Source organism: Lysinibacillus sp. NPDC094403 (genome assembly GCF_050278745.1).
In the GTDB taxonomy this organism is placed as follows: Bacteria; Bacillota; Bacilli; order Bacillales_A; family Planococcaceae; genus Lysinibacillus.
Genome location: NZ_JBNNTL010000001.1, coordinates 702,802 through 716,647 on the forward strand (window position 1 = coordinate 702,802; position 13,846 = coordinate 716,647).

13 protein-coding genes are annotated in these 13,846 nt (G+C 38.0%); 10 read left to right on the top strand and 3 right to left on the bottom strand.

All coding sequences use genetic code 11. The features are described from left to right. The first annotated feature begins 4 nt into the window (after nt 1-4). The 4 genes from ribF (at nt 5) to ACQKMV_RS03180 (ending at nt 5,499) form a co-directional block, all read left to right on the top strand. Entirely contained in the window at nt 5-961 is a 957-nt protein-coding gene (gene ribF, locus ACQKMV_RS03165) for a riboflavin biosynthesis protein RibF (protein ID WP_427502316.1), read from the top strand. A 498-nt stretch (nt 962-1,459) separates the two neighbouring features. Then, nucleotides 1,460-1,729: a 30S ribosomal protein S15 gene (gene rpsO, locus ACQKMV_RS03170; protein ID WP_427502317.1), complete on the top strand. Its 270-nt coding sequence runs from the start codon at nt 1,460-1,462 to the stop codon at nt 1,727-1,729. A 289-nt stretch (nt 1,730-2,018) separates the two neighbouring features. After that, nucleotides 2,019-4,133: a polyribonucleotide nucleotidyltransferase gene (gene pnp / locus ACQKMV_RS03175; RefSeq protein WP_427502318.1), complete on the top strand. Its 2,115-nt coding sequence runs from the start codon at nt 2,019-2,021 to the stop codon at nt 4,131-4,133. A 142-nt stretch (nt 4,134-4,275) separates the two neighbouring features. Beyond that, complete coding sequence (locus tag ACQKMV_RS03180) at nt 4,276-5,499, top strand: M16 family metallopeptidase (protein WP_427502319.1); 1,224 nt, start codon at nt 4,276-4,278, stop codon at nt 5,497-5,499. 403 nt (nt 5,500-5,902) lie between these two features. On the opposite strand, the gene ACQKMV_RS03185 is transcribed toward ACQKMV_RS03180, so the two are convergent. From ACQKMV_RS03185 to ACQKMV_RS03195, 3 genes are read right to left on the bottom strand one after another with little or no spacing between them, the layout of a single operon-like run. After that, nucleotides 5,903-6,529: an ABC-2 transporter permease gene (locus tag ACQKMV_RS03185; protein WP_427502320.1), complete on the bottom strand. Its 627-nt coding sequence runs from the start codon at nt 6,527-6,529 to the stop codon at nt 5,903-5,905. Nucleotides 6,530-6,531: 2 nt separating this feature from the next. Continuing rightward, nucleotides 6,532-7,374, bottom strand: coding sequence for an ABC transporter ATP-binding protein (locus ACQKMV_RS03190; protein ID WP_427502321.1), 843 nt, complete (start codon nt 7,372-7,374; stop codon nt 6,532-6,534). Further along, on the bottom strand, nt 7,375-7,752 hold the full coding sequence (locus ACQKMV_RS03195; RefSeq protein WP_427502322.1) for a GntR family transcriptional regulator: 378 nt from the start codon (nt 7,750-7,752) through the stop codon (nt 7,375-7,377). 143 nt (nt 7,753-7,895) lie between these two features. Here ACQKMV_RS03195 and ACQKMV_RS03200 point away from each other — a divergent pair, with 143 nt between their 5' ends. The 6 genes from ACQKMV_RS03200 to ACQKMV_RS03225 all read left to right on the top strand — a co-directional run bounded on the left by ACQKMV_RS03200 (nt 7,896) and on the right by ACQKMV_RS03225 (nt 13,727). Next, nucleotides 7,896-8,159 (top strand): sporulation protein, YlmC/YmxH family, encoded by a 264-nt coding sequence (locus ACQKMV_RS03200; protein ID WP_053594254.1) that lies wholly within the window; start codon nt 7,896-7,898, stop codon nt 8,157-8,159. Between the two features lie 9 nt (nt 8,160-8,168). Then, a complete protein-coding gene (locus tag ACQKMV_RS03205) occupies nt 8,169-8,948 on the top strand; it encodes an NAD(P)-dependent oxidoreductase (RefSeq protein WP_427423834.1) in 780 nt (259 codons plus the stop codon). Next, on the top strand, nt 8,942-9,532 hold the full coding sequence (locus ACQKMV_RS03210; RefSeq protein ID WP_427423835.1) for a dipicolinate synthase subunit B: 591 nt from the start codon (nt 8,942-8,944) through the stop codon (nt 9,530-9,532). The genes ACQKMV_RS03205 and ACQKMV_RS03210 overlap by 7 nt, the downstream gene beginning before the upstream one ends. Nucleotides 9,533-9,614: 82 nt before the next feature. Then, entirely contained in the window at nt 9,615-10,652 is a 1,038-nt protein-coding gene (locus tag ACQKMV_RS03215) for an aspartate-semialdehyde dehydrogenase (protein ID WP_427502323.1), read from the top strand. Nucleotides 10,653-10,665: 13 nt separating this feature from the next. After that, nucleotides 10,666-11,583 (top strand): 4-hydroxy-tetrahydrodipicolinate synthase, encoded by a 918-nt coding sequence (gene dapA / locus ACQKMV_RS03220; protein WP_427502324.1) that lies wholly within the window; start codon nt 10,666-10,668, stop codon nt 11,581-11,583. 476 nt (nt 11,584-12,059) lie between these two features. Next, nucleotides 12,060-13,727 carry a ribonuclease J gene (locus ACQKMV_RS03225; protein WP_427502325.1) on the top strand — a complete coding sequence of 556 codons (1,668 nt, stop codon included), beginning with the start codon at nt 12,060-12,062 and terminating at the stop codon, nt 13,725-13,727. Nucleotides 13,728-13,846 lie beyond the last annotated feature (119 nt).

Sequence of the window (13,846 nt, forward strand, 5' to 3'; positions counted from 1 at the left end):
TTGTATGGAGGTCATTCATTTAAAATACCCACACCAACTACAGCAACGAGAAAGCATGCAGCCGTATTCATTAGCACTTGGCTTTTTTGATGGTGTACATAGAGGGCATCAGGCGGTTATTAAGGCAGCGAAGGAAGAAGGAGACAAGCGTCAAATTCCAACGGCTGTTATGACATTCGATCCACATCCTTCTTTAGTGCTTGGCGGACGTAACGAAAAAGTATTTTATATAACGTTATTACAGCAAAAATTGCAGCTTTTTGAAGAACAGGGTGTTGATACAGCATTTGTTGTACATTTCACATCTGATTTTGCAAAGCTTTCACCGGATGCATTTATTGATACATTTATTCGTGAGTTGAACATTCAGCATGTTACAGCTGGCTTTGATTATTCTTTTGGTGCATTTGGTAAAGGTACAATGGAAGATATGCGTGCATTGAGTAATGGAGATTACGGTGTAACGGTTGTTGAAAAGAAAACCGACGATATTGAAAAAATTAGCTCTACACGTATCCGTAAGCTTTTGCAAGAGGGAGATATGGAAGAAGCAAGACTCCTTCTAGGACGACCATTTGAAATTACGGGTATCGTTGTACATGGTGATAAACGAGGACGTACAATAGGTTTCCCAACTGCAAATGTCCAAGCGTTAGAGGGTACTTATATCCCCGCGAGCGGTGTGTATGCGGTTCGATTACTTGTTCAAAATAACTGGTATGATGGTGTATGTAATGTAGGCTATAAACCAACATTTAAAGATCCAAATGACAAGCAATTATCCATCGAAGTCCATATACTAAACTTCGAAAAAAATATCTACGGTGAAGAAGTGCATGTCGCTTGGTATAAACGTATAAGAAGTGAACGAAAATTCGATGGTATTGAAGCATTGAAAGCACAAATCGAAAAGGATAAACAAGAAGCAATTGAATATTTTAAGGTTATTACCAAAAGTTAAAGCGTATACCATGAATATAAGTTGATTGAAGTGGAGGATGGGCGACTCCTTGTGGATCAGCGTCACAGATGAGACCCTGGGCCAGCACATAGGGGAAGAGCATCACGTCCTGTGATAACGCCTTCGTGACCAACATCCTGTTGGCCCAAGCGGCTCATCGGACGCCCCCAGGAAGCTTTGCTCTGTGCGAAAGCGTAGTGCTAACGTAGCGGCAGCAACAAAATGTTTTATCTGTGCGAAAGCGAAGCGGCAGCGATAAAAGCGCCCAGCCGGAACGGAAATCAACCACACATGTTACGGTGTGAGCCATATTTTATCGAGTTTGCAAATTAAAACTACTTTACCATATAAGTAGGCTAACGTTAACGCTTGCTTGACCTTTTGATTTATGGTAACATTCATAAGTGCATAATATGCTTAACCTTAGCTCGGTATATCGATGACTCCAACGTTTACTGTGCTAATGGGGATTAACAATTATTTAGGAGGTCCATACAAATGGCTATTTCAAAACAACGTAAAAACGAAATTATTGCTGAGTTCCGTACTCACGAAAGTGACACTGGTTCTCCAGAAGTACAAGTTGCAGTATTAACAGAGGATATTAACGCTCTAAACGCTCACTTACGTACACACAAAAAAGATTTCCACTCTGAGCGTGGTCTTCTTAAAATGGTAGGTCGTCGTCGTCACTTATTAAAATATCTTCGTGAAACTGACGTACAACGTTACCGTGAACTAATCACTCGTTTAGGCTTACGTCGCTAATTGGCATCGAAAAGCGGGATTAATCCCGCTTTTTCTTTATGTTTAATAAACTTTAAGAAGACAGTAAACTTTACTATTGAGAAAAAAAGCATATATGACATGAATTTTAAGCAAAAGAATACTGTTCCAATCAAATACAGAAATAAATCCTAAATAAATTGGCAATAACTGAATTTAAATGTATTATTATTTCATGAAATATTTAGCATAGAACAAGCATTTTTGGTACACTTACTATTAGTACATACAGACGAAGTAAGTGTTTTTATAATAGAGAGGGGTTCATTGAATGAACGAAAAGAAAGTCTATTCCTATGAATGGGCTGGCCGTCAACTTGTAATTGAAGTTGGACAGTTAGCAAAACAAGCAAATGGAGCCGTATTAGTACGCTATGGTGATACTTCTGTGCTCTCAACAGCAACAATGTCAAAATCACCGAAACCACTTGATTTCTTCCCATTAACAGTAAACTATGAAGAACGTTTATATGCAGCAGGTAAAATTCCTGGTGGCTTTATTAAACGTGAAGGACGTCCATCTGAAAAAGCAATACTAGCAAGCCGTTTAATTGACCGTCCAATTCGTCCGATGTTCCCAGACGGTTTCCGTAACGAAGTACAAGTTATTTCAATGGTTATGTCTAACGATCCAGATTGCACGTCAGAAATGGCTGCAATGGTTGGTTCATCATTAGCGTTAGCTATCTCGGATATTCCATTCGACGGACCGATTGCAGGTGTACAAGTTGGCTATATTGACGGTAAATTTATCGTGAACCCAACAGTAGAACAATCTAATCAATCAACAATCCATTTATCTGTAGCAGGTAACAAGGATGCTATCAACATGGTTGAAGCAGGTGCACTAGAAGTACCGGAAGAAGTAATGCTAGAAGCTATTATGTTCGGTCATGAAGAAATCAAAAAAATTATTGCTTTCCAAGAGCAAATTGTTGCAGAAGTAGGGAAAGAAAAATTACCGATAACATTATTTGAAATTGATGAAGCGATTCAAACAGATATAAAAGCAGCTTGTGAGACTGACATGCATGATGCCATTCAAACAGCAGAAAAACATGCACGTGATGAGGCTATTCAAGAGGTAAAAGCCCGTGTTATTGCTTCTTATGAAGAGCAAGAAGCGGATGAAGTAACAATGAAGCAAGTTTATACAATTCTAGATAAAATGGTTAAAGACGAAGTACGTCGTCAAATTACAGAAGATAAAGTTCGTCCAGATGGTCGTAAATTAGACGAAATCCGTCCACTTTCTTCTGAAACAGGCCTATTACAACGTACTCACGGTTCAGGATTATTTACGCGTGGACAAACACAAGCCCTTTCTATTTGTACATTAGGTGCACTTGGTGATGTACAAATTATCGACGGTTTAGGTGTAGAAGAATCAAAACGCTTTATGCATCACTATAACTTCCCTCAATTCTCTGTAGGGGAAACAGGCCCAATTCGTGGACCAGGTCGTCGTGAAATCGGTCATGGTGCACTAGGAGAGCGTGCTCTTGATGCGGTAATTCCAGATGAATCAGTATTCCCATATACAATCCGTTGTGTATCAGAAGTACTTGAGTCAAACGGTTCTACATCACAAGCTTCTATCTGTGCTTCAACGTTAGCGATGATGGATGCTGGTGTTCCATTAAAAGCACCTGTAGCAGGTATTGCAATGGGTCTTATTAAAAAAGGCGAACATTACTCTATTTTAACTGATATTCAAGGTATGGAAGACCACCTTGGAGATATGGACTTTAAAGTTGCAGGTACAGCTAAAGGTGTAACAGCACTTCAAATGGACATTAAAATTGATGGTTTATCACGCAATATTTTAGAAGAAGCATTAACACAAGCTAAAATTGGACGTATGCACATTTTAGAATCAATGCTTGCTACTCTTGCAGAACCACGTGAAAAATTATCTGCATTTGCACCGAAAATTGTAATCGTGAAAATTAATCCTGATAAAATTCGCGATGTCATCGGACCTGGTGGTAAACAAATTAATAAAATTATTGAAGAAACTGGCGTAAAAATTGATACTGAGCAAGATGGTACAATTTACATCTCTTCTGCAGATGAAGAAATGAACGCTCGTGCAAAACAAATTATCGAAGACATCGTTCGTGAAGCAAAAGTTGGCGAGTATTACTTATCAACAGTTAAACGTATTGAAAAATTCGGTGCATTCTGTGAAATATTCCCAGGAAAAGATGGCTTACTTCACATCTCTGAAATTCAAGAGGAACGTACAAAACAAGTTGAAGATGTCTTAAAACTTGGCGATCAATTACTTGTAAAAGTTATTGAAATCGACAAGCAAGGTCGTGTGAATTTATCTCGTAAAGTTGTTATCCAAGAGGAAAAAGAACGCGCTGAGCAAGATAAATAATAAATTGTAGAAAAGGCTGCGTATAATGCGCAGCCTTTTTTAAATAAAGTATAAGGAATTTGGTTCTATAATATTTGTGGGAAGCTTCACATGGTGCCTTACCCTTTGATGTAGAACCAGAGTTATAATTGGGGGAGATTTTATGGTACAAGTACATACATGTCAGAATGGTGTGCGTATTGTGTCTGAGCAAATCGATCATGTAAGATCCGTTGCGCTAGGCATTTTTGTTAATGCAGGATCTCGTTATGAGCTACCTGAGGAAAATGGCATTACGCATTTTATAGAACATATGCTTTTTAAAGGGACAAAAACTCGAACAGCTCGCCAAATTGCTGAAGAATTTGACCGAATTGGTGGAGAGTTAAATGCCTTTACATCCAAGGAAAATACTTGTTATTATGCAAAGGTTTTAGACCATCATGCTGAGCTTGCAGTCACAATATTAGCAGATATGTTCTTTAATTCTACGTTTGCAAAAGAAGAATTAGAGAAGGAAAGACAAGTTGTACTAGAGGAAATATTAATGAGTGAAGACGCACCTGATGACGATGTTCATGAAAAGCTATGGGGAGTCATGTATCCAAACGATGCACTCGGTCGCCCAATACTAGGAACTGCGGCTACATTAAAAACATTTACAGCAGATATGATACGTAACTATATGGCTAAACATTATGGTCCAGAATCAGTTGTTATTTCAATAGCGGGAAATATTTCTGCAAAGCTTATGCAAACAATTGAAGATTTATTTGGCCAATATCAGCCATCTCCACTTGCAGTTGAGCCTGTGCTTTCGAATCCTCATTTTTATCCAGGAGAGATTTCAAAAACTCGTGATACGGAGCAAGCGCATTTAGCCATTTCTTATCCAGCAATTGGTGTAAAGGATCCAGATATGTATAGCTTTATTGCACTTAATAATATTATTGGTGGTAATATGAGCTCTCGTTTGTTCCAAGAAGTACGCGAAGAACGTGGTTTAGCATATTCAATATTTTCTTACCAATCTTGTTATGCTGATGTTGGAGCATTTACGATTTATGGTAGTACAAGTCGTCAGCAATTATCACAGCTTCAACATACAATTGATGCGACATTACTTGATATCGTAGCAGGTGGAGTGACTGAGGAAGAACTTATAAATGCGAAGGAACAGCTAAAGGGTAGTTTTGTACTCGGTCTAGAGGGTACGGGTGCTCGTATGAATCGCAACGGTACAAGTGAGTTAGTGCATCGCAAACATCGTTCAGTTGATGAAGTATTAGCGTCAATCGATGCAGTATCAATGGAATCGATCGACCGCTTAATAGCAAAAATCATGAAAGCTGAGCCAGCCATTTCAATTATTGGCCCAGAAGCTTAAAAAAAGGTTGCCATAAATAGGGAGGGCACTGAAAAAGTCCATATCTTCTCACATTGCGAGGTATTCAACGATTAAATCGTTGAATACCTCGCTTTTTTCATTTGGCACTGTGACTCTACTGTTGTTTTCCGAAGCATTACGCTCGCTTCGTGCGGGGTCTCGTCTGTCTCGCTTTCCCGCAGGAGTCGAGCGATGCTTCTCCAAACAACGCAATGTATCATACTATTATTTTAGTCACGCTTTCCTTTATAATAAAAGAATTATTTAATTGATTAGGACACCTTAATCTCATTGACATAATACTTTCCCTATTCAAATTACCTCTCTTGCTATATACAAAGAACGGACCATTTTTGCACCATTATTCTTTGTAAAAGTAAATCCTGCATTGTCTCCGCCCCTTCTAGAATTCTTTGCGTTGATATATTGCGATTGAAATGAGAGAGGACAGCCATAAGATTAAAAGTCCGGCAAAAGGAGCTAAAAACATATACTGTTTTAAGTTGGATAATGTTAATGTCATATCTGGAAAGTAATCTTTTAATAGACTAAATAAGAAACCAGGTATGAAGCAAAGAGCAATAAGAAACATTCTTCCCTTTATAGAACCAAATTTAATGTAGATCGGTAATAAGAGTGCTAGCATACAAAAGGCTAATGTCACAAGAAGATTAAATGTTAGAAAAAACTCTGCTGATGCCCAGTTATTCGTAAAACGATGAATGATAAATACAATCGGTAGTGCAATGATAAGCCCAAAAAGCATAAGAAGGATACTAAGTATATATTTACTAAGTATGATGTCCCCTTTTGAAATGGGTAAAGTATTTGCATATTTATCCCAGTTGCTTTGTTCATCATACGTAAGAGCAGTTATAGCTTGAAAGGTCACGATAAATATAATAATTGTAAAGAGTATTAAACCTTGTTGCATAAAAATTGATATAAATAGGAAGAAAATCAACATGATGGCCTGTGCTTTTATTTGACGTTGAATCGACATTAAATCTTTCAAGATGAGACCTGCCATAATCAAACACTACCTTTCACATAAAATAGCATAATATCCTCTATAGAAGGCTTCTCAAGGGAAAATACCTCATTTACTTCATTTTTTAGAACTAAGGCTTCTATACCAAAGGCTCCATTACGTTTTCTTATAATGGCATGTTCTGGTATTGCACTTACTTCCTCTTTATTGCCTTTAAATATTCCGTACTCATAGAGCAGCACGTCTTTACCTTCACTAAATAGAATTTCGCCGTTATGAATAAATGTAATATAGTCGGCTATCTTTTCTAAATCACTTGTTATATGAGAAGAAAACAGAATGCTATGTGTTTCATCCTGCATAAACGTTAAAAATAAATCAAGAATTTCATCACGTATAATCGGATCTAGTCCACTCGTTGGTTCGTCTAAAATTAACAGCTTTGGATGATGCGACATGGCTAATGCAATGGACAGCTTCATCCTCATTCCTCGGGATAACTCTTTAACCTTCTTCCTCTTTGGAATTTTAAATTGCGTTAATCGCTCAAAATAATAGCCTGAATCCCATGTTTTAAAAACTTTTTTCATAATTTTGTCGAGTTGCGTCGCATTAAGTGTTTCGGGCACGTGTAAATCGTCAAAAACCACACCGATGTCGTTTTTTATCGATAAATCATGTTCGACAACATCCTTACCAAATAGCAAAATTTCGCCATATTCTTTTTTGAGTAAGTTAAGTACGCATTTAATTGTAGTAGACTTCCCAGCACCGTTTTCTCCTACAAAACCCATGACAGTTCCTTGAGGTACTGAAAAACTTACATCATTAAGAGAAAACCCTTCAAAGCTCTTCTGTAAATCATGAACTTCAATAGCATTCATTTAGTTGTCCTCCTCCAAAATTAATGAAAGTAACTCCTGTAATTCCTCTTTTGTCATTCCCGCAGTTTTGGCCGTTTTCACTGCTTTTTGCAAATGTTCTTCAACTTGACGCAATAATTCCTCGCGTAGAAAATCTTGATTTCGTTCTGTAACAAAGCTTCCTTTCCCAGCTACCGTTTCGATAAATCCATCCCTCTCTAAATCAGCATAAGCACGTTTCGTTGTCATAACGCTAATTTTTAAATCCTTTGCAAGTGCACGAATAGATGGAAGTGCGTCGCCCGCCTGTAATTTATTGGCTAGTATCGCTTCCTTAAGCTGTACGGTTATTTGCTCATAAATGGGTTTATCACTAGCGTTGCTTAAATGGATATGCATAAATTCCTCACCTCGCACAACTGTATATATACACTATATACGGTTGATTTGGTAAATGCAATATTTTCATACTTTGGGTAAGGGTCACGAATTGCAAAAACTCGGCATATATTGGGGTAACGGTTCAAGGAGGGAGATGAGGCATGCTACTATCAGAGATGGTGGATAAAGAGTTAATTCAAGTTGAGGGTGGCGTACACTTTGGTATATTGGCACATACGGAATGTCTATTAGATGTGCAAACAGGAAAAATTCATGGTTTTGAGATTGTTAAAGATAAATTGCCATTCCAAAAAAAGAAAGTGAAAGTTAGTGAAATGATACCTTGGCATGAAATTATACTAATTGGTGAAGATCGGATTTTATTTAACAAAACAACTACGGTACAGTCAGAATTTTTACAGTGAGGTGAGCTTTTGGAAAATGAAAAATGGCTTGTTATCGGTGAGGATCTAAGGTTAAAGGAATTAGCTACAATGCTAAGAAGCCCATCGAGAACGGTATTTTATAAAAGAACATCCGTTTGGAATGAAGAGTTAAATAAGCTTGTATTGGAATTCCAACCAAATAGAATTATTCTTCCTATTCTTCCACTAAAAATTGAAGTGGAACAGCTTTATGGGATATCTCAAGTTAAGTTTTATACAGGGCGTTTGACTATGCATTGGAAGCAATTGCTTGAGAGAAATGAAACGAATTGCTATTTACAACAAGAATCTTTCATTTGGCAAAACGCAAGATTAACAGCGGAGGGATTTATCGCCACGTTTTACGGACTCGAGCAAAAATGTATTTACGGACAAAACTTTACTATCGCAGGTTTTGGACGCACAGCCAAAATGCTCGCATCTTTACTCGTCAAGATGGGCGCTAATGTCCATATAGTAGCGCGTTCGGTTGTACAAGTGAGTGAAGCAAAGGCATATGGTTATAAAGCAACGAATTTAGATGATCGCCAATGGTCAATTAATGATGGGATATTTATTAATACGATTCCAGCTAAGTGGATTACAGAATCATTCCAAGAGCATGTCCCAGCAGTCCTTTATGATTTGGCTTCAGAACCTGGCTGTTTAGATATAGACGCTGAACAATTACAAACATATGTGCTATTACCATCATTGCCTGGGAAATACTTTGCACATGATGCAGCTACAATATTGTGCAAGGCAATAGAGGAGGAAGAAAATTGCTAACGGGGAAACGAATTGGTTTAGGTATTACAGCCTCCCACTGTACGTATGAGGATGTAGTACCTAAAATTCAAAACTTTATAGATGCAGGAGCAACAGTTATTCCAATAATTACGCATTCCGTTTTACATGCGGCTACGCGTTTTGGTACGGGGGAGGAGTGGATTGCAAAAATAGAGGAATTAACTGGAGAAAAGGTTATTTCTTCTATTAAAGAGGCAGAACCATTCGGACCATCCAATCCACTGGATGCGATGGTAATAGCACCGATGACAGGTAATAGTATAAGTAAATTTGCTAATGCAGCAACCGATAGTCCGGTATTAATGGCTGCAAAGGCAACATTACGTAACGGTTCACCTGTTGTCTTAGGCATATCAACAAATGATGCTCTTGGCTTAAATGGTATGAATATTATGAGGTTGCTTAATGCTAAAAACATTTATTTTATTCCATTTGGGCAGGACTCACCACATTCAAAGCCAAATTCCTTGATTGCTGATTTCGATCAAATGGTCGCGACTGTTCATGAAGCAATTACTGAGAAAAAGCAATTACAACCGCTGTTAGTACAATATTTCAAATAATTCACGAATTACACACAATTTTCAGTATTTTTATGATACAATAGCACACATTATAGAACTTGTATTCAAGGAGAGATGACAGATGACAAAGCAGTTAACAGTTGCGGTTGTTGGAGCAACAGGGGCAGTTGGCACAAAAATGATGGAGCAACTAATTAAGCGGAATTTTCCAATCGGAGATATTAAGTTTTTAGCTTCTGCACGTTCAGCAGGAAAACCAATCGAATTTAATGGTAAAACATATACAATTGAAGAAGCGACACCTGAAGCTTTTGAAGGCGTCAATGTCGCTTTATTCTCAGCGGGTGGTTCGGTATCAGCGGTGCTGGCGCCAGAAGCGGCAAAACGCGGTGCAGTAGTTATCGATAATACGAGCCATTTCCGCATGGATCCAGACGTACCGCTAGTTGTTCCTGAAGTAAATCGTGGCGATCTTGCTAAGCATAAAGGGATCATTGCGAATCCAAACTGCTCTACGATTCAAATGATGGCTGCACTTGAACCTATTCGTAACGCATTTGGCTTAACTAAAATTATTGTATCAACATACCAAGCCGTTTCAGGTGCAGGTATTTCTGCTATTCAGGAATTAAAGGCACAAAGTGCAAACTGGGATGCAGGTAAGGATGTAGAAGCAAATATATTACCTTCTGGTAGCGACAAACGTCATTACCCAATCGCACGTAATGTCATTCCACAAATTGATAAATTTACAGACAATGGCTTTACATACGAAGAAATGAAAATGATTAATGAAACGAAAAAAATCATGAATGCACCAGAGCTAAACGTAGCAGCAACTTGTGTTCGCGTGCCAGTCGTTTCAGGACACTCTGAATCTGTTTATATTGAAGTAGAAAAAGAAGCAACGGTACAGGGGATTTTTGAAGTATTACGCAGTGCACCAGGTGTAGTATTACAAGATGATATCGCAACACAAACTTACCCAATGCCTATCTATGCAGAAGGGGAAGATGCTACTTATGTAGGACGTATCCGTCAAGACTTAGACAATAAAAAAGGATTCCACCTATGGATCGTTTCTGACAATCTTTTAAAAGGCGCTGCATTAAATTCTATTCAAATTGCAGAAGCAATGCTGGAGGATAACTTACTATAAGAGGGGTGTAAGGATGAATTTAGGTCAAATTGGAACGGCGATGATTACGCCGTTCAAAGAAGATGGCACGATTAATTATCCAGAACTAGAACGTATTATTAATCATTTGATTGATAATGGTACAGATTGTATTGTCGCATGTGGCACAACCTCTGAAAACCCAACTATGTCCACAGAAGAAAAAATTGAAGTTGTACGCTTTACAGTAGAAAAAGTAGCAGGTCGTGTACCCGTTATTGCAGGTACTGGGGATAACGAAACTGCTTACTCTATTGCAATGACGCACAAGGCTGAAGAAAATGGTGCGGATGGTATCATGCTTGTAGCACCGTATTATAATAAGCCAAATCAACGCGGTATTTTTGCGCACTTTGAAACAATTGCTAAAGAAACAAGTTTACCTGTCATGCTTTATAATGTGCCAGGACGTACAGGTGTCAATGTTGCCTATGAAACTTCCGTTGCTTTAAGTAAAATTCCTAATATTGCATGGATTAAAGAAGCGAGCGGCAATTTAGATCAAATGGGCGATGTTATTGAGAATGTTGATTCAGATGATGACTTCTTAGTATATAGTGGGGATGATGGTTTAACACTTCCACTACTAGCAATCGGCGGAGCAGGTGTTATTTCAGTGGCTGCCCATGTTGTTGGTAATGATATGCAATTAATGATTAAAGCGTTTGAAGAAGGAAATCACGAGCTAGCGGCCAAAATTCACCGAGCATTATTACCACTTGTACGTGCGCTGTTCGCTCAGCCAAACCCATCGCCTGTAAAATACGCGATGACCAAATTAGGCTTTGATACACTTAATGTTCGTCTGCCAATGATGGAAATGACAGATGAAGAAAAAGCAAACTTTGACCGAATTTGGGATACTTATCAAGAAAAAGCGAGAAGCTTTAGAAAAATAAGTACCTTTAGTTAAATCCTCAGACCGTAAACAAACGTGAGAAATTTTAGTTTGTTTACGGTCTTTTTTCTTTTGTAAGAAATATAAAAGAATAAGACCATAGCCCTGGAAGAAGGCCCCCTCGGATAAGACAGTATCCGCTCGGGTAGGAGGAAAAACTGCTCAGGTAAGGCGGATATCCGCTCGAGTAAGAGGGGAAATGCTCAAGTATGATCGAAATCCGCTCCGGCGCTAGAACAACCTTACAGAGAATGGATTACAAACGGCGATATATCCAATCCCAAAAAGCTACGACGCTTAATAAAAGACAAAAATTAGACCTTTAACAATGCCACATGCTTAACCTTCTTTCCATCTATTAGTAATGAAATTAGAAATAAATTTCTGTTTCCATCATGAAAGATGTATTTTTAATTTGTGCAAAAGCTTTGCAAACCGTATAATAAATCTTAAGTGGTTGCTGTTCGGGATATTTTTTAGGAGGAAACAAATTGACAAAAAAGAAAAATGAATTAATTCGCATCATCCCACTTGGTGGCGTGGGCGAAATTGGAAAAGCAATGTACGTAGTAGAAATTGACGATGAGTTATTTGTGGTGGATAGCGGATTAATGTTCCCTGAAGATGAAATGTTGGGCATTGATATTGTAATTCCAGATATTGCGTATTTAGAAGAAAATAAAGATCGTGTAAAAGGGATTTTCTTAACACATGGTCATGAAGATGCAATTGGCTCGATAGCCTATGTATTACAAAAAGTGAAAGCACCAGTGTACGGATCAAAATTAACAATTGCACTTGCAAAGGAACATTTAAAGGAATTGCCTGCACCACATCAGGTGAAATTCTTTGAGGTTACGAACCGTAGTCGTATGAATTTCAACTCAACGTATGTGACATTCTTCCATACAACACATAGTATTCCCGATTCGTTAGGGGTAGTGTTCCATACATCTGAAGGAGCAATTGTTCATACGGGTGAGTTTAAATTCGATCAATCAGCGACAGGAAAATTTAAACCTGATTTAGCAAAGATGGCTCAGCTAGGGGAAGAAGGCGTATTTATGCTGTTATCTGAGTCGTGTGAAGCTGAGCGACCAGGTTATACGACATCTGAGATTGTGATTGAAGAGCAATTATCAAAAACATTCCATTCAGCACCAGGTCGTATTTTAGTTGCTGTATATGCATCGAATTTTATTCGTATTCAACAAGTATTTTCACAAGCTCAAAAGTCGTTCCGTAAAGTAGTCATTGTAGGAAAACCTTTAGAAAAAGCTGTGGATTTAGGTGTACAGCTAGGTTACTTAACAGTAGATGAAGATTCAATCATCCCTATTTCAGAAATGCAAAAGTATCAAGATGATGAGATTATTATTATTGCTACAGGTAATAAAGGGGAGCCACTTGATGCGTTAGAAAAAATCGTCCGCAAACATCACCGAGACATTAAAATTAAGAAAAACGACACAGTATTAATTACTTTTACACCGTCTCCTGGTATGGAAGTGCAGATGGCTAATACGATGAACTCTATCGCAAAAGCAGGAGCTGAGATTCTAACATCTAGCAAAAATGTACATGTGTCGGGTCACGGTAGCCAAGAGGACTTAAAGTTAATGCTAAACTTAATGCAACCAAAGTACTTTATCCCAGTGCAAGGTGAGTACCGCATGCTTATTGCTCACTCTAAGCTTGCTCAACAGCTAGGTATGCAAAAATCACAAATTTTTATCGCCGATAAAGGGGATATTGTAGAATATAAAAATGGTAAAATGCGAATGAGTGGCCGTGTACAAGCTGGTAATGTATTAATAGACGGTATTGGTGTTGGCGATGTAGGTAACATAGTACTTCGCGATCGTAAGCTATTATCGCAAGATGGTATTTTCATTGTTGTCGTAACATTAAACCGTGCTCAAAAGAAAATTGCATCTGGTCCAGAAATTTTATCGCGTGGTTTCGTATATGTACGCGAATCAGAAGAATTAATGGTGGAAGCTTCTGATATTGCAAAAAATGTTATAGAAAAATACGTTGGTAAAGATACATTTGAATGGACAAATATTAAACAAGAAATTCGAGATACACTGAATACTTATTTATTCCAAAAAACGAAGCGCCGCCCAATGATTATCCCAATCATTATGGAATATTAAAAACGAAAGATCATCGTTGAATGAAAAAGGATTTTCTAACCGAATGTAAACGGTGGAAAATCCTTTTTTTAGCTCAATCTAGAAAGTTAGAGATGACGCTTATTGTGATATACGCCGTG